The sequence below is a fragment of the Pseudomonas sp. LTR0 genome (genome assembly GCF_036630035.1).
Taxonomy (GTDB): domain Bacteria; phylum Pseudomonadota; class Gammaproteobacteria; order Pseudomonadales; family Pseudomonadaceae; genus Aquipseudomonas; species Aquipseudomonas putida_Y.
In genome coordinates, this window is record NZ_CP123734.1 from 4,368,305 (window position 1) to 4,389,227 (window position 20,923).

General features: G+C 62.0%; 20 protein-coding genes. 8 read left to right on the plus strand and 12 right to left on the minus strand.

All coding sequences use genetic code 11. The features are described 5' to 3' along the window. Nucleotides 1-8 precede the first annotated feature (8 nt). From era to rpoE, 8 genes are all read right to left on the minus strand, one after another. Nucleotides 9-911: a GTPase Era gene (gene era, locus QCL51_RS20035; RefSeq protein ID WP_003252061.1), complete on the minus strand. Its 903-nt coding sequence runs from the start codon at nt 909-911 to the stop codon at nt 9-11. Further along, nucleotides 904-1,593 (minus strand): ribonuclease III, encoded by a 690-nt coding sequence (rnc, locus tag QCL51_RS20040; RefSeq protein WP_003252059.1) that lies wholly within the window; start codon nt 1,591-1,593, stop codon nt 904-906. Before rnc ends, era begins: the two co-directional genes overlap by 8 nt. A 163-nt stretch (nt 1,594-1,756) precedes the next feature. Next, entirely contained in the window at nt 1,757-2,611 is an 855-nt protein-coding gene (lepB, locus tag QCL51_RS20045) for a signal peptidase I (RefSeq protein ID WP_021785737.1), read from the minus strand. Between the two features lie 5 nt (nt 2,612-2,616). Continuing rightward, nucleotides 2,617-4,416, minus strand: a complete 1,800-nt coding sequence (lepA, locus tag QCL51_RS20050) for a translation elongation factor 4 (protein ID WP_031322928.1) — start codon at nt 4,414-4,416, stop codon at nt 2,617-2,619. Nucleotides 4,417-4,596: 180 nt separating this feature from the next. Next, nucleotides 4,597-6,030, minus strand: coding sequence for a DegQ family serine endoprotease (locus QCL51_RS20055; RefSeq protein ID WP_021785739.1), 1,434 nt, complete (start codon nt 6,028-6,030; stop codon nt 4,597-4,599). Nucleotides 6,031-6,206: 176 nt separating this feature from the next. Continuing rightward, entirely contained in the window at nt 6,207-7,172 is a 966-nt protein-coding gene (locus QCL51_RS20060; protein WP_084850810.1) for a MucB/RseB C-terminal domain-containing protein, read from the minus strand. 12 nt (nt 7,173-7,184) lie between these two features. Then, entirely contained in the window at nt 7,185-7,775 is a 591-nt protein-coding gene (locus QCL51_RS20065; RefSeq protein ID WP_021785741.1) for an RseA family anti-sigma factor, read from the minus strand. Nucleotides 7,776-7,808: 33 nt separating this feature from the next. Then, nucleotides 7,809-8,390: an RNA polymerase sigma factor RpoE gene (rpoE, locus tag QCL51_RS20070; RefSeq protein ID WP_003252049.1), complete on the minus strand. Its 582-nt coding sequence runs from the start codon at nt 8,388-8,390 to the stop codon at nt 7,809-7,811. 435 nt (nt 8,391-8,825) lie between these two features. Here rpoE and nadB point away from each other — a divergent pair, with 435 nt between their 5' ends. Continuing rightward, nucleotides 8,826-10,430 carry an L-aspartate oxidase gene (nadB, locus tag QCL51_RS20075; protein WP_021785742.1) on the plus strand — a complete coding sequence of 535 codons (1,605 nt, stop codon included), beginning with the start codon at nt 8,826-8,828 and terminating at the stop codon, nt 10,428-10,430. A gap of 117 nt (nt 10,431-10,547) precedes the next feature. Here nadB and QCL51_RS20080 read toward each other — a convergent pair whose 3' ends face one another. Continuing rightward, nucleotides 10,548-11,006: a protein YgfX gene (locus QCL51_RS20080; RefSeq protein ID WP_338444097.1), complete on the minus strand. Its 459-nt coding sequence runs from the start codon at nt 11,004-11,006 to the stop codon at nt 10,548-10,550. Continuing rightward, nucleotides 10,990-11,244 carry a succinate dehydrogenase assembly factor 2 gene (locus QCL51_RS20085; RefSeq protein ID WP_003252043.1) on the minus strand — a complete coding sequence of 85 codons (255 nt, stop codon included), beginning with the start codon at nt 11,242-11,244 and terminating at the stop codon, nt 10,990-10,992. The genes QCL51_RS20080 and QCL51_RS20085 overlap by 17 nt, the downstream gene beginning before the upstream one ends. Nucleotides 11,245-11,377: 133 nt before the next feature. On the opposite strand from QCL51_RS20085, the gene QCL51_RS20090 reads away from it, so the two are divergent. Together QCL51_RS20090 and QCL51_RS20095 are read left to right on the plus strand one after the other, a co-directional pair. Continuing rightward, nucleotides 11,378-12,319, plus strand: a complete 942-nt coding sequence (locus QCL51_RS20090) for a folate-binding protein YgfZ (RefSeq protein ID WP_084850812.1) — start codon at nt 11,378-11,380, stop codon at nt 12,317-12,319. Between the two features lie 55 nt (nt 12,320-12,374). Next, nucleotides 12,375-13,181, plus strand: a complete 807-nt coding sequence (locus tag QCL51_RS20095) for an HDOD domain-containing protein (protein ID WP_028698136.1) — start codon at nt 12,375-12,377, stop codon at nt 13,179-13,181. Nucleotides 13,182-13,244: 63 nt separating this feature from the next. On the opposite strand, the gene QCL51_RS20100 is transcribed toward QCL51_RS20095, so the two are convergent. Next, the gene (locus tag QCL51_RS20100) at nt 13,245-14,624 is read right to left on the minus strand and encodes a sensor histidine kinase (protein WP_021785745.1); all 1,380 of its coding nucleotides are present in this window, start codon (nt 14,622-14,624) and stop codon (nt 13,245-13,247) included. Continuing rightward, complete coding sequence (locus tag QCL51_RS20105) at nt 14,617-15,288, minus strand: response regulator (RefSeq protein WP_021785746.1); 672 nt, start codon at nt 15,286-15,288, stop codon at nt 14,617-14,619. Before QCL51_RS20105 ends, QCL51_RS20100 begins: the two co-directional genes overlap by 8 nt. A gap of 200 nt (nt 15,289-15,488) precedes the next feature. Between QCL51_RS20105 and QCL51_RS20110 the strand changes: the two genes are divergently transcribed. The 5 genes from QCL51_RS20110 (at nt 15,489) to QCL51_RS20130 (ending at nt 20,898) form a co-directional block, all read left to right on the plus strand. Beyond that, nucleotides 15,489-16,778, plus strand: a complete 1,290-nt coding sequence (locus QCL51_RS20110; protein ID WP_021785747.1) for an OprD family porin — start codon at nt 15,489-15,491, stop codon at nt 16,776-16,778. Nucleotides 16,779-16,824: 46 nt separating this feature from the next. Beyond that, nucleotides 16,825-17,805 (plus strand): tripartite tricarboxylate transporter substrate binding protein, encoded by a 981-nt coding sequence (locus tag QCL51_RS20115; RefSeq protein ID WP_021785748.1) that lies wholly within the window; start codon nt 16,825-16,827, stop codon nt 17,803-17,805. Nucleotides 17,806-17,873: 68 nt separating this feature from the next. Beyond that, complete coding sequence (locus QCL51_RS20120) at nt 17,874-18,332, plus strand: tripartite tricarboxylate transporter TctB family protein (protein ID WP_084850814.1); 459 nt, start codon at nt 17,874-17,876, stop codon at nt 18,330-18,332. Between the two features lie 3 nt (nt 18,333-18,335). After that, nucleotides 18,336-19,850, plus strand: a complete 1,515-nt coding sequence (locus QCL51_RS20125; RefSeq protein WP_021785750.1) for a tripartite tricarboxylate transporter permease — start codon at nt 18,336-18,338, stop codon at nt 19,848-19,850. Further along, entirely contained in the window at nt 19,843-20,898 is a 1,056-nt protein-coding gene (locus tag QCL51_RS20130) for an AbrB family transcriptional regulator (RefSeq protein WP_021785751.1), read from the plus strand. Before QCL51_RS20125 ends, QCL51_RS20130 begins: the two co-directional genes overlap by 8 nt. The last annotated feature ends 25 nt before the right edge of the window (nt 20,899-20,923 follow it).

The window sequence follows — 20,923 nt, forward strand, 5'->3', positions numbered from 1 at the left end:
TCAGGTAATTACAGGTCGCCGTAGCCCAGCGAACGCAGGGCGCGCTCGTCATCGGACCAGCCGCCTTTGACCTTGACCCACAGGTTGAGCATGACCTTGGAATCGAACAGCACTTCCATGTCCTTGCGCGCCTCGGAACCGATGCGCTTGATGCGCTCGCCCTTGTCACCAATGATGATTTTCTTCTGGCCGTCGCGCTCGACCAGGATCAGCGCGTGAATGTGCAGCACATGGCCCTGCTGCTTGAATTCCTCGATTTCGACGGTGATCTGGTACGGCAGCTCCGCACCCAACTGGCGCATGATCTTCTCGCGTACCAGTTCAGCGGCGAGGAAGCGGCTGCTGCGGTCGGTGATCTGGTCTTCGGGGAAGAAATGATCGTTCTCGGGCAGGTGCTTGGCGATCTGTGCTTCCAGCGCTTCAAGGTTGTGCCCCTGCTGCGCGGAAATCGGCATCACCTCGGCGTTCGGCAATTGCTCTTGGAGCCACTGCAGGTGCGGGATCAGCTCGGCTTTCTCTTCCATGCGGTCGGTCTTGTTGACCGCGATGATCAGCGGGCCGGTCACATACTGCACGCGCTCCAGAACCAGTTGGTCCTCATCGGTCCACTTGGTACGGTCGACCACGAAGATAACCACGTCGACGTCCTTGAGGGCCGCCGAGGCGTTGCGGTTCATGTAGCGGTTCAGCGCCTTGTCGTTGGCTTTGTGCATCCCCGGGGTATCGACATAGATCGCCTGCACATCACCTTCGGTCTTGATGCCGAGCATGTTGTGACGGGTGGTCTGGGGCTTGCGCGAGGTAATCGCGAGTTTCTGACCGAGAATGTGGTTGAGCAGGGTCGACTTGCCGACGTTGGGTCGGCCGACAATGGCTACATAGCCGCAGCGGGTCGGGTTGCTATCAGTCATTGCCATTCTCCACGCCCAGGGCGATCAGTGCAGACGCGGCGGCGACTTGCTCGGCAATACGCCGGCTAACGCCCTGACCACGGCTCTTGTTGTTCAGCAGTACCACTTCGCATTCGACGAAGAAGGTTCGGCAGTGTGGTTCACCCTGGATATCCACTACTTCGTAACGCGGCAGCTCACAGCTGCGCGACTGCAGGAACTCTTGCAGGCGGGTTTTCGGATCTTTATTGGTGTCGACCAGCGTCAGGCCTTCAAACTCATCGGCCAGCCAGGCCAGGATGCGCTCGCGGGCAGTGTCCATGTCAGCGTCCAGGTAGATGGCACCAATCAGTGCCTCCAGGGCGTCAGCCAGGATCGACTCGCGACGAAAGCCGCCGCTCTTGAGTTCTCCGGAGCCCAGGCGCAGGTAATCGCCCAGGTCAAAACCACGGGCCAGACGGGCCAGGGTCTCACCCTTGACCAACCGTGCACGCAGCCGCGACAACTGGCCTTCGCGAGCCTGCGGAAAACGCTCGAACAGCGCTTCACCGGCAACGAAGTTGAGAATGGCGTCACCGAGGAACTCCAGGCGCTCATTGTTGCGCCCGGCGTAACTGCGATGGGTCAGTGCCAGGAGCATCTGGTCCTGGTTCTTGAAGGTGTAACCGAGCTTTCGCTCCAGACCGGCAAGGGAAGCACTCATGCGGCCACCCGATCGTTGTTCAACGCGTTGTTCAAATCAACATCCTGAAAGACTGTTTGGCTGTGGTCCGCCGATCGATTTGCGGCGAATCTCCCGATCCCTGAGAACACAGCCTATGTCAGAAAAGCATTCGGCGCTGTCTGCTGGACAGCGCCGATGGGTATCAATGGATCAGGCCAACCCGCGACAGGTTGGGCAAGTGGCTGAGTTTGGGCTCTGGCCAGCTCATCCACACTGCAAAAGCCTTGCCGACAATGTTCCGGTCCGGAACCATGCCGTGCAGTTCCTTGGGAATGTTCGGGTCATCCCAGAAGCGGCTATCGTTGGAGTTGTCGCGGTTGTCGCCCATCATGAAGTAATGGCCCGCAGGCACGGTCCACTGCTGGTCCGGCGGCATGCGATAACGGCTCATTTCCTTGCGGATCAGGTGCTCGGTCTCGCCGAGCTTTTCCTTGTACAGCTGAGCGCTGCCCAGGGTACCCGGCTCGCTGCCCACCAGTTGTTCGGCAACGGGCTGGCCGTTGACGAACAGCCGCTTGTCGTTGGTGTAGCGAACTACGTCGCCCGGCAGGCCAACCACACGCTTGATGTAGTTGACATTCGGGTCGCTCGGGTAGCGGAACACCATCACATCCCCGCGTTGCGGGTCACCGACCGCGATGACCTTCTTGTCGATCACCGGCAGACGAATGCCGTACGAGAACTTGTTCACCAGGATGAAGTCGCCCACTTCCAGGGTCGGCTTCATCGATCCCGAGGGGATCTGGAACGGCTCGACCAGGAACGAACGCAGCACCAGCACGATGAACAGTACCGGGAAGAACGACTTGCCATACTCGACCAGCAACGGCTCCTTGTTCAGCCGTTCGACCACCGCCATCTCGGGCTGGCTGACGCTGCCCTGATAGTTGGCGATTGCCGCACGCCGGCGCGGGGCCAGGAACAGCAGGTCGATCAAGCCAAGCAGACCGCAGATGAAGACGGCGATGACTAGCAACAGCGGGAAATTTAGCGACATAGGACCTAGCTATCCAACCTGAGCACGGCGAGGAAGGCTTCTTGTGGAATTTCCACGTTGCCCACCTGTTTCATGCGTTTCTTACCGGCCTTCTGCTTCTCCAGCAGCTTCTTCTTACGGCTGACGTCACCACCGTAGCACTTGGCCAGTACGTTCTTTCTGAGCGCCTTGACGGTTGTCCGCGCAATGATCTGGCCGCCAATGGCTGCCTGGATCGCTACGTCAAACATCTGCCGAGGGATCAGTTCCTTCATCTTCTCGGTCAACGCACGGCCTTTATAGGCCGCGTTGTCGCGGTGCACGATCAATGCCAGGGCATCAACCTTGTCGCCGTTGATCAGTACGTCCAGTTTGACCAGGTTGGCCGACTGGTAGCGATCGAAATGATAGTCCAGCGAAGCATAGCCGCGGCTGGTGGATTTGAGGCGATCGAAGAAGTCGAGCACCACTTCGTTCATCGGCATGTCGTAACGCACCTGCACCTGGCTACCGAGGAACTGCATGTCGCGCTGTACGCCACGCTTCTCGATGCACAGGGTGATGACGTTGCCCAGGTGCTCCTGCGGAACGAGGATGGTCGCGGTGACGATCGGCTCGCGGAAGTCGGCTACCGCCGAGACGTCCGGCAGCTTGGACGGGTTGTCGACGACGATGGTTTCGCCGGTTTTCAACTCCAGCTCGTAGATTACGCTTGGAGCGGTGGTGATCAGGTCCAGATCGTACTCGCGCTCCAGGCGCTCCTGGATGATCTCCATGTGCAACATGCCCAGGAAACCGCAACGGAAGCCAAAGCCCAGCGCGTCGGAGCTTTCCGGCATGTACTGCAGCGAGGAGTCGTTCAGGGTCAGCTTCTGCAGAGCGTCGCGGAAATCCTCGAAGTCGTCGGAGCTGACCGGGAACAGGCCGGCGTAGACCTGCGGCTGAATCTTCTTGAAGCCGGGCAGCACTTCGACCTCAGGGGTCGAGGACAGGGTCAGGGTGTCGCCAACCGGGGCGCCGTGAATGTCCTTGATGCTGGCGATGATGAAGCCTACTTCGCCGGCTTTCAGATCAGCAGTCTGGGTGTGTTTCGGGGTGAAGACACCGACGCTGTCGACCAGGTGCACCTTGCCGGTGGACTTGACCAGGATCTTGTCGCCTTTCTTGACGCGGCCCTGGCGCACGCGCACCAGCGAGACCACACCCAGGTAATTGTCGAACCAGGAGTCGATGATCAGCGCTTGCAGCGGTGCATCGATCTCACCTTCTGGCGCGGGGATGGTGTGCACCAAGCGCTCGAGCACCTCGTCCACGCCCATGCCGCTCTTGGCGCTGCAGGCTACGGCGTCGGTGGCGTCGATACCGATGATCTTCTCGATCTCGTCCTTGACGCGGTCCGGGTCGGCCTGTGGCAGGTCCATCTTGTTCAGGACCGGCATGACTTCCAGGCCCTGCTCGATGGCGGTGTAGCAGTTGGCTACGGACTGGGCTTCCACGCCCTGGCCGGCGTCGACAACCAGCAGTGCACCTTCACAGGCCGCCAGCGAGCGCGAGACTTCGTAGGTGAAGTCGACGTGGCCGGGGGTATCGATGAAGTTCAGCTGGTAGATCTTGCCGTCCTGCGCCTTGTAGTGAAGCGTGACGCTGTGGGCCTTGATGGTGATACCGCGCTCACGCTCCAGGTCCATGGAATCGAGCACCTGGGCTTCCATCTCGCGCGCCGTCAGGCCGCCGCACATCTGGATGAAACGGTCAGCCAGCGTCGACTTGCCATGGTCGATGTGGGCGATGATGGAGAAATTGCGGATATGACTCAAATCACTCACGGGTCAACACTCGAAAAGGCTGCGAGCCGGACGCCCGCCGAAAAATAGCCGGGAATTGTACCTTAAGCTGCTGGGTTATGGGAGATTCCTCTGTCCGACTGTACACAGCAATCATTCCCGCAATTGTGAAGATTCATGAAAAAGGGCAGCCGAAGCTGCCCTTTCGCCTTGCGAAACCGCTTATTCAGCAAGCTTGAAGGTGATGAAGCTGGCACGCCCCTGACGCAGCACGCGCATCGACACAGAACGGTTCTTCGGCAGTTCCTTGGCGATTTCGGTGAATTCCTTGGCCGAACCGATGGCCTGGTTGTTCAGGTGGCTGATGACATCACCCGGGCGCAAGCCGATCATGGCTGCCGGACCATCCTGCACTTCCTTGATGACCACGCCACCTTTGAGCTCCAGAGATTTTTTCTGCTCGGCGGTCAGGTCGGCGACCGATACACCCAGGCGGTTGCTGCTGCGCTCGGCGCTGCCGTCGGCACCGGTGCCGATGTCGACATCGTCGTCCGGCAGTGCGCCAACGCTGATGTTCAGGGTCTGGCGTTTGCCGTTGCGGATGATTTCCAGCTTGGCCTTCTCGCCATCCTTGAGGCTACCAACCAGGTGTGGCAGATCGGCCGACATGACGATTGGCTGGCCGTTCATGCTGAGGATCACGTCCCCCACCTGCAGGCCGCCTTTGGCCGCCGGGCCGTCTTCCAACACCTGGGCTACCAGGGCACCCGCCGGCTTGTCCAGGCCGAACGATTCGGCCAGGTCCTTGTTGACCTCCTGAATCACCACGCCCAGCCAGCCGCGGCTGACCTTGCCGTCTTTCTTCAGCTGGTTGGAGACATCGATCGCTACATCGATCGGGATGGCGAACGACAGGCCCATGAAACCGCCAGAACGGGTGAAGATTTGCGAGTTGATACCCACCACTTCGCCTTTCATGTTGAACAGCGGGCCGCCGGAGTTACCCGGGTTGATGGCAACGTCGGTCTGGATGAACGGCACGTAGGTGTCATTGGGCAGGGTCCGGCCCTTGGCGCTGACAATACCTTTGGTCACCGAATGGTCGAAGCCGAACGGCGAACCGATGGCCAGTACCCACTCGCCCACCTTGAGCTTTTCGGAATCACCCAGCTTCACGGTCGGCAGGTTCTTGCCGTCGACCTTCAGCAGCGCAACGTCGGTGCGCGGGTCGGTGCCAACCAGCTTGGCCTTCAGCTCGCTGCGGTCCGACAGGCGGACGATGATCTCATCGGCATCGGCCACCACATGGTTATTGGTGAGCACATAGCCATCACTGGAAATGATGAAGCCCGAGCCCAACGACTGCGCCTCACGCTGGCGGTCGCCGCGCGGCGAGCGCGGCTGCTGGGGCATGTTGCGCTCGAAGAATTCGCGGAACATCGGCGGCAGGCCTTCCAGGTCCGGCATCTGGCCTGCCGCCATTCGGCGCTCAGGCAGCTTCTGTTTGGTACTGATGTTGACAACCGCCGGCGAAGCCTGCTCGACCAGGGTGGTGAAGTCCGGCAGGGCTTCCTCGGCCTGGGCGGTGAGTACCTGGCCGAGCATCAGCACAGCAGCGAACATCATTAGGTAGGATTTCAAGCGTGGTATTGACATACGACTCCCGTCACAACGAGCGGTAGTTTGGAAAGACCCCTGCACAAAGCAGAAAAGGCCAGGCTCTTCAAAGCCTGACCTATAGAAAATTTGCCGATGGATTGCAAATGACAATGCTTTAATTTCATTTCAGGCGTATGCCCATCCGACTTGGCTCGGCATGCAAAAGCGCGCCATTACTGGCGCGCCTGGGCATCCTGGGGGCGCATCGACAGGGCGACGCGTTCTGCCGTACCCAGCGGAATTTCGCCAACCACGGTCACCATCACTTTGCCCTTGGGTGTATTCAGGCGACGCGAGACTGCCGAGGTCGGGCCTAACTGGGTGCGCATGTCGGTGCTGCCATCATCGCTCACTTGCTCGATGAATACCGAAAAACGCGCCAGGCCGTCGTCATACATCAGGCTGCTGACCGAACTGTTGCGCTTGGGATCGCGGCGCACCGAGCTGTTGACCAGCTCGAAACCGGGTGGCAGCCAGTCCGAACGCCAACCCGCAGCGGTATCATTGCTACCGGCCGCCACATGCTGCACAGGCTTGCAGGCAGCACCTGGGCGCAGGTCTGCGTCGCTGGGGATGTCATCGGTATCGAGACGGGTCATCTGGAAGCGTTCCAGCAACTGCCCCTTGTCGTTGAGCATCAACGAACGCAGCGGCAAGCCCGAGTGGCGGTCCAGATGCAATTCGAAAGCATAACGGTGCTGGTCGCGTGGAGTGAGCGTAATGATCACGGCATCACGCCCGGCGACCCGCGACTTGCCTGCCACACTCAAATCGTACCAGCCCATCAGTTTCAGCGGATCAAGCACACGCGGTGCGGTATCCGACGGCGCCACGACTCCGCTGGCCAAGGCCCCGCTGACGCACTCCACCTTGCCATCCACGCGCACGATTTCCTGGGCGGCGCCATCAAGCTGCAACAGCCGCTCGCTGACTTTGCCGCCCTCGACCCTGTGCCAGATGTCGTGGGAGGAGAAACTGCCATTGCGTTCGTAGACGAACGACCCTTGATAGCTCTGTTTTTGCTCGGCCTGTGCCAGCCTGTTCAACCACTCACTCGCCTCGGGCGAAGAGTTGGCCGCCAATGCTGGCACCGTCATGCAGCTGCCTATCAGCAGCGACAGGAGAGGTAGCGCGCGCATGATCCTCCTTACTTAACGGTTTTCCAGGCTGGCGGCGCGGGCATACGGCAATGCGGTTTCAGTGCCCTTGAGCGCAGATTCCTGAGCATGCTGGCGCAGGTAGCCTGGCAGACGCTGATCCCAGCCAGCCTGGTTCTGCAGCACACCATTGGCCATTGGCCCGGTTGGTTGCTCACTGCTCTCACTATAGCCTGCCAAAACGGCCGGGCCTTGCGTTTGTGGCACACTCAGGCCTTGCTGGACAGGCTGCTGGGCAGCAAGCTCGGCCCCAGTGATCTCGTCCTGGTTGTACATACGCACACCCGCCAGCACCGCCACGGTAACCGAGGCAGCTACCGCCAGACGGCCAATGCTGCGCCAAGGGCCTTTCTTGACCTTGGCTGGCACGGCTTCGTCAGCCAGCGCAGCAGAAACCGCCGAGGCGATATCCAGGTTAGGCAGCAGCAGCTCCTTGTGCATGGCTGCACGGGCAACCTGGTAACGCGACCAGGTGGCACGGGTTTCGGCTTCGTCGACGGCGTTCAACACCCGACGTAATTCCAGTTCATCCGCTTCGTTATCCATCACCGCGGACAGCGATTCCTGCAAAGCTTCACGACTCATGGCGGTTCCTCTCTTGGCGCTGTCGCCGCTGTCTCAGGTTTCCTGCAACAACGGCTGCAGGGCTTTATCTATGGCCTCCCGAGCGCGGAAGATTCGAGAGCGCACGGTACCCACCGGACATTGCATGACACTGGCAATGTCTTCGTAACTCAGACCGTCGAACTCGCGCAGCGTCAATGCCGTACGCAGGTCTTCGGGCAGTTGCTGGATGGTGCGATGGACAGTGCCTTCGATTTCATCCCGCAACAACGAGCGCTCTGGGGACTCGAGATCCTTGAGGCCATGATCGCCGTCGTAAAACTCCGCGTCCTCGGAGCTCACATCACTGTCTGGCGGCCGTCTTCCACGGGACACCAGGTAGTTCTTCGCCGTGTTGATGGCGATGCGGTACAGCCACGTATAAAACGCACTGTCGCCGCGGAAGTTGCCAAGCGCACGGTAGGCCTTGATGAAGGCTTCCTGTGCTACATCCTGGGCCTCGTGGGTATCGTGAACAAACCGCACGATCAACCCGAGAATCTTGTGCTGATACTTCAGCACCAACAGATCGAAAGCTCGCCTGTCGCCGCGCTGCACGCGCTCGACAAGCTGCTGATCCTCTTCCTGGGTTAGCATGAACACTCCTCAGTGAACTCGAAGGAGCGTTGCATCAGCCATCGTTCAGGCTTGCAACCATAGACTCGGGCTTTGCGCAAAAGTTCTCCCCTCCAAGCAAGTTTCCTGCAGCCCTTTGTCGGCTTGCACGGAAGACGCGGCGCGGTCACAGCCGGCAACGTCGATAATCAGGTTTCAAATACGCAGGGGTAAAGCCCGGAAAGGCCTGCCGCCCTGCGTCGCCGCGGCAAATTGTGGCGTACGGGCAGCCTTCATAGGATTTCCGGCCATGTCGGAAAGTTCCCACAAAGGTTGTCGCAACCTGGCAAGTAGCATGGAAATTGGCCACCCGGGGCTGCTATAAAGGCATCCCGACACGTTTAACGATAGTTTCACAATGCCATCCGCGCGTGACCATTGTGCCGTGCCCCTCCCAAAGATTACTAGTGTCCCGACATGAGCCAACAATTCCAACATGATGTCCTGGTGATCGGCAGCGGTGCCGCCGGTCTCAGCCTGGCACTTAACCTCCCCAGCCACCTTCGCGTAGCCGTGTTGAGCAAGGGCGACCTGGCGAACGGCTCGACCTTCTGGGCCCAGGGCGGCGTCGCTGCCGTACTGGACAATACCGATACTGTGCAGTCGCATGTCGAGGACACCCTCAATGCCGGCGGCGGGCTGTGCCATGAAGATGCAGTGCGCTTTACCGTCGAGCACAGCCGCGAAGCGATCCAGTGGCTGATCGAGCAAGGCGTACCCTTCACCCGCGATGAGCACTATAGCGTCGACGATGGCGGCTTCGAGTTCCACCTCACCCGTGAAGGTGGCCACAGTCACCGGCGCATCATCCACGCCGCCGACGCTACCGGCGCAGCAATTTTCACCACGCTGCTGGAACAGGCTCGCCAGCGCCCGAACATCCAGCTGCTGGAGCAGCGGGTGGCGGTCGACCTGATCACTGAGCGCCGCCTGGGGCTACCCGGCCAACGCTGCCTGGGCGCCTACGTGCTCGACCGCAATACCGGCGAGGTAGACACTTTCGGCGCGCGCTTCACCGTGCTGGCCACGGGCGGTGCGGCCAAGGTCTACCTCTATACCAGCAACCCCGATGGCGCCTGCGGCGACGGTATCGCCATGGCCTGGCGGGCCGGCTGCCGGGTGGCGAACCTGGAATTCAACCAGTTCCACCCCACCTGCCTGTATCACCCGCAGGCCAAGAGTTTCCTGATCACCGAAGCCCTGCGCGGCGAGGGCGCCCTGCTGCGCCTGCCCAACGGCGAACGCTTCATGCCGCGCTTCGACCCACGCGAAGAGCTGGCCCCACGGGACATCGTGGCCCGCGCCATCGACCACGAGATGAAGCGCCTGGGCGTGGACTGCGTATATCTGGACATCACTCACAAGCCTGCGGACTTCATCAAGAGCCACTTCCCCACCGTGTACGAGCGCTGCCTGGCCTTTGGCATCGATATCACCCGTCAGCCGATCCCGGTGGTGCCAGCGGCGCATTACACCTGCGGCGGAGTGATGGTCGACGATTGCGGCCACACCGACGTGCCTGGCTTGTATGCCATCGGCGAAACCAGTTTCACCGGCCTGCACGGCGCCAACCGCATGGCCAGCAACTCGCTGCTGGAATGTTTTGTATATGGTCGCGCCGCCGCTGCCGACATCCAGGCGCACCTGGAGCAAGTGGCCATGCCCAAGGCCCTGCCCGGCTGGGACGCCAGCCAGGTGACCGACTCGGACGAGGACGTGATCATTGCGCACAACTGGGACGAACTGCGGCGCTTCATGTGGGACTACGTCGGCATCGTACGCACCAGCAAGCGCCTGCAGCGGGCCCAGCACCGCATCCGTCTGCTGCTGGATGAAATCGACGAGTTCTACAGCAACTACAAGGTCAGCCGTGACCTGATCGAGTTGCGCAACCTGGCGCAGGTGGCCGAACTGATGATCCTGTCCGCCATGCAGCGCAAGGAAAGCCGTGGGTTGCATTACACACTGGATTATCCGGGGATGCTGGACGAGGCCAAGGACACCATCCTTAGCCCGCTCTGAAACGGCGTCGCGGCCTTCGCGGGCTCGCCCGCTCCCACAAAGGTTTAACTGCCTTGCAGTTTTGCGCAGTACCTGTGGAAGCGGGCGAGCCCGCGAAGAATCCAACCCGGCCTTGATCTATGCCCGGCCCACCGCGGCCCAGCGCCGCCGGCTGAACTTCAACCGCACCCGCAATCGCCGATGCTCATCCGGCCCCAGCGCATCCCCCGGTACGCACTGGCTCTGCCCCAACCACCGCCCCACCCGCTCAAAGCGCAACACCACCAGCCCAGGCAAAGCCAGGCTATCCCGGCACAAGCGCACTGACTGCCACCCGCAGGCACGGCTGAACACCTGCCAGCCCCGCACATCATGGCGCAGGCCGACAACAGCCTGGTCATGGGTCAGCAGGATACGTCGGGGAATGGCCCAGCCAGCGTGGGCCGTGCAGGCGGTGACAACCGAAAAGGCCAACCACCCGGGCAGCGGGCTCGCCCACACGGCAAGCCACGCCAGTACCTGACAAGCCAGGTAGGCCGCCAGCAGCAGGCGCGAGCCTTGCCAGCGGCACTCGAAGCACTCACTTGGGCTGGACACGGTCCAGAATGATGCGGACCATGCGCTGCAGTTCCGGGTCTTCGGACTCGGTGCGCTCCATGAACCAGCCGAACATGTCCTGATCCTCGCAGCTCAAGAGACGCACGTACAGTTCACGGTCGGTCTCATTGAGGGTGGGGTAGACTTCCTGGGTGAAAGGCACCAGCAGTACGTCCAGTTCCAGCATGCCGCGGCGGCTGTGCCAGAAAAGCCGGTTGAGTTCAGTTTGTTCGACCATGGGGCCCTCCTCGAATGGGCCGCCAGTATACAGCCAGGCGCGCGAAGCGACACCGGGCGTTGGTCTAGTCACCTACCTATTTTGTTACCGGCGTTCTATGATGGCCGCCAGTCTTTAGCCACCGCGATGACCCATGGCCGATTCCGCTTTCTTCTGCCCCCTGTCCCACGAGGGCATCCTCGCCGTCCGCGGCTCCGATGCAGGCAAGTTCCTGCAAGGCCAGCTGACCTGCAACATCAACTATCTCAGCCAGGAATACGCCAGCCTCGGCGCCCGCTGCATGGTCAAGGGGCGCATGCAGTCGAGCTTCCGCATAGTGCCCGAAGGCAACGGCTACCTGCTGGCCATGGCCAGCGAATTACTCGACGCGCAACTGGCCGACCTGAAAAAGTACGCCGTGTTCTCCAAGGCCACGCTGACCGACGAAAGCACCGCTTGGGCACGCTTCGGCCTGCAAGGTGGCGACTCTGTACTGCAGGCGCTGGGGCTTGTCGTGCCCGCAGCCGCCGGTAGCACCGTGCGCCATGATGGGCTGATCGCCATCACCGCATCCGCTGGCCGTGTTGAACTGTGGGTGCCGGCGGCGAACGCAGAGCCTGTACGCCAGGCCCTTGCCGCAGCGCTGCCCGAAGGGAGTATCAACGACTGGCTGCTGGGGCAGATTCGTGCAGGTATCGGACAGGTCATGGGCCCGACCCGTGAGCTGTTCATCCCGCAGATGATCAACCTGCAGGCCGTCGACGGCGTCAGCTTCAAGAAAGGCTGTTACACCGGCCAGGAAATCGTCGCCCGCATGCAGTACCTGGGAAAACTCAAACGCCGCCAGTACCGCCTGGCACTGGACCAGCAGGCCATTCCTGCCCCGGGCGCCGAGATTTTCTCGCCCACCCATGGTTCGTCGGTCGGTGAAGTGGTCATTGCTGCCGGCAACGGCGCGGGCTGCGAACTGCTCGCGGTGCTCAGCGCCGAGGCAGTGGAAGACGGCAACCTGCACCTGGGCAGCCTCGAAGGCCCGCGCCTGCAGGTACTGACCCTGCCTTACGAACTGGACCGCGACCGGGAAATCCAGCGCTGACCAGCCTGCCCCACCCCTGTGGCGGGGCCGCACCACCACTGCGGTAGACATGCCCATGAACAAGCTGGCCGAGTTGGTTCAAGCACAATTGCTCGACGCCATCGAAAAGGATGACCTGGTCCTGCCCACCCTGCCCGAAGTTGCCTTGAGCATCCGCGAAGCAGCGGAAGACAGCGAGATCAGCGTAGCGGCCCTGAGCAAGGTGATCGGTCGCGACGCGGCCCTTTCAGCGCGCCTGATCAAGGTCGTCAACAGCCCACTGCTGCGTGCTGCGGTCGAGGTTACCGACCTGCACACCGCCATCACGCGACTAGGCATCAACTACAGCTGCAACCTGGCCATCGGCCTGGTGATCGAGCAGATTTTCCATGCCCGCTCGCCGGCAGTCGAGCAGAAACTGCGCGATATCTGGGCCAGTAGCCTGGAAGTGGCGGGCATCAGCTACGAAATCTGCCGCCGCTTTACACCTCTCAAGCCTGACCAGGCCACCTTGGGTGGGCTGGTCAACCAGATTGGCGCGCTGCCGGTACTCATCTATGCCGAAGAGCACAACGAACTGTTGTCCGACCCGGTTTGCCTGCATTACGTGATCGAGCAACTCCAGCCGGTGCTGGGGGACAAGATCCTCAAGGCCTGGGAGTTTCCGGAGCAGTTGGTCCACCTGCCGAGCCAGGTTCATGACCTGGACCGCCAGACGGACAAGATCGATTACATCGACATCGTGCAGATCGCCCGCTGCATCAGCCAGCGCGGGCGCCACCGGCCATTGGCTGCGCTACCGGCTTACCGCCATCTGGGGCTGCCGTTTGGCACCGAGCTGGAGGTCGATGAACTGCTGGAAGCGCGGAGCATGTTGCGCTGAGCTGTAACAGCCTGCCAGGGCCTTTTCGCGGTGAACCGCGAAAGGGTCGACACAGGCAAGCCATCAATCCGCTATAAAACTCACCCGTACCCGCAACCCGCCCTTCTCACCATCATGCAGGCTCACCTGAGCCAGGTGCGCCCGACAGATCTCGCCAACGATCGCCAGCCCTAACCCACTGCCCTGCGCACTTCGCCGGTAGAAGCGCTCGAACACCCGTTCGCGCTCGGCCTCGGGAATACCTGGCCCGTCGTCTTCCACTTCCAGCACTGCCGGCGCCTTTACCCGCAAAATCACATTGCCACCCGCTGGCGTATGCGCCAAGGCATTGTCCACCAGGTTGCTCAACAATTCGTTGAGCAACGTCGGCTCCCCTTTCAGCCATACCGGCGCCTCGGCCTCCAGCGCCAGCGCCACCCCGCGCTTGTGCGCCAAAGGCGCCATGGCCATGCCCAGCTCGCGGGCCAACTGGCTCAAATCCAGACGCTGCGCACCGCCTTCGGCGATTGCCCGTGCGCCATTCTCGACCCGCGCCAACGACAACAACTGGTTGGCCAGGTGAGTCAGCCTGTCGGTACCCTGGGCTGCAGACTCCAAGGTCTGCCGCCACTCCTGTGGCTCGGCCGAGCGCAAGCCCAGCTCGACACGTGCCTTCAACGCCGCCAGCGGCGTTCGCAGTTCGTGGGCCGCGTCGGCAATGAACTGCGCCTGACGCTCGAACTGGCCGCGCAAGCGCTCGGTAAAGTGGTTCAAGGCACGCACCAGCGGGCTCAGCTCACGCTGTACCTGTACCACCGGCAACGCTCGCAAGTCGTCCGGCTGGCGTTCTTCCACTGCTGTGCGCAGGCGCTCCAACGGCCGCAACGCGGCACTCACGGCAAACCACACCATCACCAACGCCCCCAGTGCCAGCATGCCCAGGCGCAGCAGGGTATCGGCCATCAACCCTCGGGCCATACGCACCCGCGCTTCCTCGGTTTCGGCTACGCGGATTTCTGCCATGCCGTTCATGTTCGGCTCGCTTACCGGCTTCAGCAGGCTGACCACACGAACGTCCTGACCAAGGTAAGTGGCGTTGTAGAACCGTGCCAATGCCGGATAGTCATCGGTGCGCGGTGTGCCAGGCGGCGGTGGCGGCAGGTTCTCATAGCCAGAAATCAGCCTTTGCTTGATATCCAGCACCTGATAGTAAATGCGCCCCGCACTGTCATAGGCGAACGTGTCCAGCGCCACGTAAGGCACATCCGCGCTCAACGAACCATCGCGCTGCGACAGGCCCGCGGCGATGGTCCTCGCCGAAGCCAGCAGGGTGCGGTCGTAAGCGGTGTCGGCGGCCTCGCGGCCATTCCAGTAGGCGCTAAGGCCGCTGGCCAGCATCAGCACCACCAGCAACAGTGCCAAATTACCCAGCAAGCGCCCGCGCAGGCTGCCGTTGTCACGCATCGCGGTGCTCAAGCAAATAGCCCAGACCGCGGAAAGTGACGATGGCCACAGGGTGCCCGTCGAGCTTCTTGCGCAGCCGGTGAATGTAGATTTCGATGGCATCAGGGCTGGCTTCTTCGTCCAGGCCAAACACCTGGGCAGCCAACTGCTCCTTGCTCATCACTCGGCCAGGACGAGCGATCAGCGCTTCCAGCACACTCTGCTCGCGCGAAGTCAGCGCCAGGTTGTCGTCACCGAGGGTGAAGCGCCGGGTGTCCAGGTCATACACCAACGGCCCACAACGTTGCTGGCGCTCGCCACCGAGCACACTGCGGCGCAGCAAGGCCTTGACCCGCGCCTCCAGCTCGGTCAGCTCAAACGGCTTGGCCAGATAATCGTCGGCGCCCAGGTTCAGGCCATGGACCCGGTCCTTGACGTCGCTGCGCGCAGTCAGCATCAGCACTGGCAAGGTCTTGCCACGACCTCGCAAGCGCGCCAACACCTCAAAGCCGTCCATGCGCGGCAGGCCGACATCCAGCACGGCCACGGCGTATTCCTCACTGGCCAGCGCCAAGTCGGCCGCCACGCCGTCATGCAGCACATCTACGGTCAGGCCATGGCTTTTCAAGGCCTGGGCCACGCTTTCGGCCAGTTGCAGGTGGTCTTCGACCAGCAGCACACGCATCGGGTTCTCCCTGCTCGGGTGGGACGGTGGCGCGGAGTGTACCGCTGTCATCACGCCTGTGAAGCCCCTCGTGACAAACCTTTCACGCTGAAAGGTTAGCGAAAGGTTCGTTGCCTAGCATCGCACCACGGTCGCCCTTCGCGCCGAAAAAAGCACCAGCAAGGTGCAACGAATAAGAACAATAAACGGAGTCCTCGACGATGCTGTCATCGCAGCCGCAGGCGTTCGCGCCTACCCGTTCCTTTATCGCACGCCCCTCGGCCATCGCCAGCGCCCTCGCGCTTGCCGGTGTCGCCCCGATGAGCCAGGCCGCCTTCTTCGAAGACAGCACGGCCACCTTCGAAACCCGCAACATGTACTTCAATCGCGACTTCCGCGACGGCACCAGCGCGCAGCAATCCAAGCGCGATGAATGGGCCCAGGGCTTCATGCTCAATTTCGAGTCTGGCTACACCGATGGCACCGTGGGCTTTGGCCTGGACGCATTGGGCATGCTCGGCATCAAGCTCGACTCCAGCCCGGACCGTGCCAACAGCGGCCTGCTGCCGACCCACGATGACGGCAAGGCTGCCGACGAATACTCCAAGCTGGGCCTGACCGGCAAGGTGAAGATCTCCCAGACTGAACTCAAGATCGGCTCCCTGATCCCCGAACTGCCGACGCTGCAGCCCAACGATGGGCGTATCCTGCCGCAAACCTTCGAGGGCGGCCTGCTCACCTCCAAGGAGATCAAGGGCCTGACCTTCACCGGTGGCCGCATAGACAAGGCCAAGGACCGCAACGACACCAACTGGGAAGACCTAGCGCTGAACAACAAGAACGGCCGCTTCGGTGGCTCTTTCAACGCTGACAACCTGGCTCTGGGCGGGCTCGACTACCAGTTCACCGACCGCATCACCGGCAGCTACCACTTCGCCCAGCTCGACGATATTTACCGCCAGCACTTCATCGGCATGGTCGCCACCCAACCATGGGGCCCGGGCACCTTGGGTGCCGACCTGCGCCTTGCCATGAGTGACGACGCTGGCGCAGCCAAGGCCGGCAACATCGACAACACCACCTTCAACGGCATGCTCAGCTATGCCCTGGGCGGGCACAAGGTCAGCGCTGCCTGGCAGCAGTTGTCTGGCGAAAGCGCCTTCCCGTATGTGGATGGCGCCAACCCGTACCTGGTCAACTTCGTCCAGATCAACGACTTCGCCGGGGCCGACGAACGCTCCTGGCAGGCGCGCTACGACTACAACTTCGCCGCGCTCGGCGTACCGGGCCTGACCTTCATGACCCGTTATGTCAGCGGTGACAACGTCAGCCGGGCTGCCGGTGGCGAAGGCAAAGAGTGGGAACGCAACACCGAACTGAAGTACGTGGTACAAAGCGGCCCGTTGAAGAACGTCGCCGTGCGCCTGCGCAACGCTACCTTCCGCTCCAACTTCGCCCGTGACGCGGATGAAGTGAGGCTGTTGGTCAGCTACAGCGTGGCGCTGTGGTAACCCCATAGCGGTAATCCGATAACAACAACGCTCACGGAGATCGACGATGACCTTTTCACTGCGCCGCCTCGTCCTCGCTACCGGCTGCCTGCTGTTGGCCGGCAACGCCCTCGCTGCAGAACCGAAACGCCCCGAATGCATCGCACCCGCCTCACCCGGTGGTGGCTTCGACCTGACCTGCAAGCTGGTGCAAAGCGCACTGGTACAAGAAAAGATCCTCAGCAAGCCAATGCGCGTCACCTACATGCCCGGCGGTGTCGGCGCGGTCGCCTACAACGCCGTGGTCGCCCAGCGCCCGGCAGACGCCGGCACGCTGGTGGCCTGGTCCAGTGGCTCGCTGCTTAACCTGGCCCAGGGCAAGTTCGGCCGTTTCGACGAAAACGCGGTGAAATGGCTGGCTGCCGTCGGCACCAGCTACGGTGCCATCGCGGTGAAGAGCGACTCGCCCTACAAGACCCTTGATGATCTGGTCGCCGCGCTGAAGAAAGACCCGAGCAAGGTCGTGATTGGTTCCGGCGGTACCGTTGGCAGCCAGGACTGGATGCAGACCGCGTTGATCGCCAAGGCCGCTGGCATAAACCCGCGCGACCTGCGCTACGTGGCCCTGGAAGGCGGTGGCGAAATCGCCACGGCACTGCTGGGTGGTCACATCCAGGTCGGCTCTACCGACATTTCCGACTCCATGCCGCACATCCAGAGCGGCAACATGCGCCTCCTCGCAGTGTTCTCGGAAAACCGCCTGGACGAGCCGGAAATGAAAGACATCCCGACGGCCAAGGAACAGGGCTACGACATCGTCTGGCCGGTGGTGCGTGGTTTCTACCTGGGGCCAAAGGTGAGCGATGAGGATTACGCCTGGTGGAAGGCCTCGTTCGACAAGATGCTTGCCTCAGAGGACTTCGCCAAGCTGCGAGACCAGCGCGAGCTGTTCCCGTTCGCCATGACCGGCGAAGAGCTGGACGGCTATGTGAAGAAGCAAGTGGCTGACTACAAGGCACTGGCCAAGGAATTCGGCCTGATCCAGTAAGCCTTCCACGACCTTTCATAGCCCTTGTGGGTGCGGGTTTACCCGCGCCCACAATCGAGGATTCCCCAATGATCCTTCAACGCATTTTCGCCCTGGCCCTGCTTGCGGTGTGTGCCGCCCTGGCCGTCATGGCCTGGCCCTACCAGGCTGCATTTTCCTATGAACCGGTGGGCCCGCGCGCTTACCCGTTGCTGGTGCTCGGCCTGATGGGGCTGGGGCTGCTGTACCTGGTATTCCGCCCAACGCCCATCGTGCGCAAGGACGACGAACCGGAACTCGATCGCGAGACCCTGATCAAGATCGCCGCCTGTGTCGGCCTGCTGCTCGTCTTCGCCGCCACCTTCGAAGCCCTCGGCTTCATCCTCAGCGCTGTCCTGGTCGGCCTGCCCATGGCCCGCCTGTACGGTGGCCGCGGGCTGCGCAGCGCCATCGTGGTGGTCGGCATGAGCATCTTCCTCTACTGGCTGTTCGACCGCGTGATGGACGTGCCCCTGCCCCTTGGCCTGCTGAGCGTACTGGAGAACTGACACATGGATACCTTGAGCTACCTGGGCCAGGGCTTCGGCATTGCCCTGTCCCCCTACAACCTGGTCACCGCCCTCTCCGGCACCTTGATCGGTACCGTGGTCGGCCTGCTGCCGGGCCTGGGCCCGATCAATGGCGTGGCCCTGCTGATCCCCATCGCCTTTGCCCTCGGCCTGCCGCCGGAATCGGCGCTGATCCTGCTGGCTGCGGTGTACCTGGGCTGCGAATATGGCGGGCGTATCAGCTCGATCCTGCTGAACATCCCGGGCGAAGCCTCGACCGTCATGACCACCCTCGATGGTTACCCGATGGCCCGCCAGGGTCTGGCCGGTGTTGCCCTGTCGCTGTCGGCCTGGAGTTCGTTCATCGGCGCCTTCATCGCCACCTGCGGCATGGTGCTGTTCGCCCCGCTGCTGGCGAAATGGGCCATCGCCTTCGGCCCTGCGGAGTATTTTGTGCTGATGGTGTTCGCCATCGTCGCGCTGGGTGGAATGGCCGGTGACAAACCACTGAAAACCTTCATTGCCGCACTCATCGGCCTGTTCCTGTCGGCGGTCGGCATCGACGCCAACAGCGGCGTGTACCGTTTCACCGGTGACAGCGTGCACCTGGCCGACGGCATTCAGTTCGTGGTGCTCGTGCTGGGCCTGTTCTCCATCAGCGAAATCCTCCTGCTGCTGGAAAAGACCCACCATGGCCACCAGGCAGTCAAGGCTACCGGCCGCATGCTGTTCAACTTCAAGGAAGCGGCCTCGGTGTTCCTGGTCAACATCCGTTGCGGCCTGCTCGGTTTCATCATGGGTGTTCTACCCGGCGCCGGCGCAACGCTGGCCAGCGCCGTGGCCTACATGACCGAGAAGCGCCTGGCGGGTGAAAGCGGCAAGTTCGGCAAGGGCGATGCCCGTGGCCTGGCAGCGCCAGAAACTGCCATTGGTGCGTCCTGCTGTGGCGCCCTGGTACCGATGCTGACCTTGGGCGTACCCGGCTCCGGCACCACGGCGGTAATGATCGGCGCCCTGACCCTGTACAACATCACCCCTGGCCCACTGCTGTTCGAGCAGCAGCCAGATATCGTCTGGGGCCTGATTGCCTCGCTGTTCGTCGCCAACATCATGCTGGTGATCCTCAACATCCCGATGATCCGCATCTTCACCCGTATCCTCGCCGTGCCAAACTGGGCGCTGGTGCCGGTGATCGCCATCATCACCGCGATCGGCGTTTACGCCGTGCATGCCACTACCTTCGACCTGTTCCTCATGGTCGGCATCGGCATCATGGGCTACATCATGCGCAAACTGGACTTCCCTCTGTCGCCGATTCTGCTGGGCTTCATCCTCGGCGGGCTGATGGAGCAGAACCTGCGTCGGGCGCTGTCGATCTCCAATGGTGAACTGGGCATCCTCTGGTCGAGCCCGATCAGCATGGGTATCTGGGCGCTGGTAGTGGCGATGCTCGCCCTGCCGCTGCTGCGCATCTGGCGCAAACGCAGCCTGCAGCGCCGGGCCTTGGCCGATGCCTGATCGGTCGTTGCCATTGTTCGTCGCGACCGGGCTGGTCGGCCTTGCTGGCGGTTTTGCCGCCAGCAAGGTCGGCTGGCCTTTGCCATGGATGGTCGGTTCATTGCTGGCGATCATCCTGGTGCGCTGCCTGACGCCCTGGCAACTTTCGGAAATCCCCAACGGCCGCAAATGTGGGCAGTGGATCATCGGCATCGGCATCGGCCTGCACTTCACGCCAGCGGTGATCGAGCAAGTAGCCAGCCATTTCGCGCTGATCTTCTTCGGGGCGTTGTTCACCACCCTGTCCAGCGTGATCAGCGTATGGCTGCTGCGGCAAACCGGCGAAGACCGTGCCACAGCGTTCTTTGCCAGCATGCCAGGCGGTTCGGGAGAAATGGTCAACCTTGGGGCGCGCAATGGCGCGGTGCTCAGCCAGGTGGCGGCAGCGCAGAGCTTGCGTGTGCTGGCAGTGGTGCTGTGCGTGCCGGTGCTGTTCAAGTTCTTGCTGGGTGACGGTGTACCCCTGAACCACACCGGTAGCGTGAGCTGGGGCTGGCTGGCGCTGATTGCGCCCCTGGGCGTTGCCGTTGCCTTGCTCTGGCAGCGCTTGCGTCAGCCCAACCCATGGTTGTTCGGGCCATTGCTGGTAGCAGCTACGGTCAGCCTGGCCGGCAACCTGCAGATCGCCCTGCCCAATGGCGCCAGCCAGATCGGCCAGTGGCTCATCGGCAGCGGCCTGGCCTGCCATTTCAACCGCGCGTTTTTCCGCCGCGCACCGTCGTTCCTGGGGCGCACCTTGATGGCCACGGTGTTGTGCATGGCGATTGCCGCCACTGCTGCGTGGGTGCTGAGCATGATGACTGCACTGGACTTGCGTTCGCTGACACTGGGGATGATGCCTGGCGGGATTGCCGAAATGAGCCTCACGGCCGAAACGTTGCAGTTGTCGGTGCCACTGGTTACGGCGCTGCAGGTAATGCGCCTGATTCTGGTGTTGTTTCTTGCAGAACCGCTTTTCCGGTTGTGGGACAACAGGCATTCAAGCTGCAAGCACCCTGAAGATAGATAGTTACCACTTGCTCAATGCCCGGGTG

What these genes read in the sequence shown, in the direction of transcription:
- era (WP_003252061.1), bottom strand. Translation starts at nt 911, where the DNA reads ATGACTGATAGCAACCCGACCCGCTGCGGCTATGTAGCCATTGTCGGC.
- rnc (WP_003252059.1), bottom strand. Translation starts at nt 1,593, where the DNA reads ATGAGTGCTTCCCTTGCCGGTCTGGAGCGAAAGCTCGGTTACACCTTC.
- lepB (WP_021785737.1), bottom strand. Translation starts at nt 2,611, where the DNA reads ATGTCGCTAAATTTCCCGCTGTTGCTAGTCATCGCCGTCTTCATCTGC.
- QCL51_RS20055 (WP_021785739.1), bottom strand. Translation starts at nt 6,030, where the DNA reads ATGTCAATACCACGCTTGAAATCCTACCTAATGATGTTCGCTGCTGTG.
- QCL51_RS20060 (WP_084850810.1), bottom strand. Translation starts at nt 7,172, where the DNA reads ATGCGCGCGCTACCTCTCCTGTCGCTGCTGATAGGCAGCTGCATGACG.
- QCL51_RS20065 (WP_021785741.1), bottom strand. Translation starts at nt 7,775, where the DNA reads ATGAGTCGTGAAGCTTTGCAGGAATCGCTGTCCGCGGTGATGGATAAC.
- rpoE (WP_003252049.1), bottom strand. Translation starts at nt 8,390, where the DNA reads ATGCTAACCCAGGAAGAGGATCAGCAGCTTGTCGAGCGCGTGCAGCGC.
- nadB (WP_021785742.1), top strand. Translation starts at nt 8,826, where the DNA reads ATGAGCCAACAATTCCAACATGATGTCCTGGTGATCGGCAGCGGTGCC.
- QCL51_RS20085 (WP_003252043.1), bottom strand. Translation starts at nt 11,244, where the DNA reads ATGGTCGAACAAACTGAACTCAACCGGCTTTTCTGGCACAGCCGCCGC.
- QCL51_RS20090 (WP_084850812.1), top strand. Translation starts at nt 11,378, where the DNA reads ATGGCCGATTCCGCTTTCTTCTGCCCCCTGTCCCACGAGGGCATCCTC.
- QCL51_RS20095 (WP_028698136.1), top strand. Translation starts at nt 12,375, where the DNA reads ATGAACAAGCTGGCCGAGTTGGTTCAAGCACAATTGCTCGACGCCATC.
- QCL51_RS20100 (WP_021785745.1), bottom strand. Translation starts at nt 14,624, where the DNA reads ATGCGTGACAACGGCAGCCTGCGCGGGCGCTTGCTGGGTAATTTGGCA.
- QCL51_RS20105 (WP_021785746.1), bottom strand. Translation starts at nt 15,288, where the DNA reads ATGCGTGTGCTGCTGGTCGAAGACCACCTGCAACTGGCCGAAAGCGTG.
- QCL51_RS20110 (WP_021785747.1), top strand. Translation starts at nt 15,489, where the DNA reads ATGCTGTCATCGCAGCCGCAGGCGTTCGCGCCTACCCGTTCCTTTATC.
- QCL51_RS20115 (WP_021785748.1), top strand. Translation starts at nt 16,825, where the DNA reads ATGACCTTTTCACTGCGCCGCCTCGTCCTCGCTACCGGCTGCCTGCTG.
- QCL51_RS20120 (WP_084850814.1), top strand. Translation starts at nt 17,874, where the DNA reads ATGATCCTTCAACGCATTTTCGCCCTGGCCCTGCTTGCGGTGTGTGCC.
- QCL51_RS20125 (WP_021785750.1), top strand. Translation starts at nt 18,336, where the DNA reads ATGGATACCTTGAGCTACCTGGGCCAGGGCTTCGGCATTGCCCTGTCC.
- QCL51_RS20130 (WP_021785751.1), top strand. Translation starts at nt 19,843, where the DNA reads ATGCCTGATCGGTCGTTGCCATTGTTCGTCGCGACCGGGCTGGTCGGC.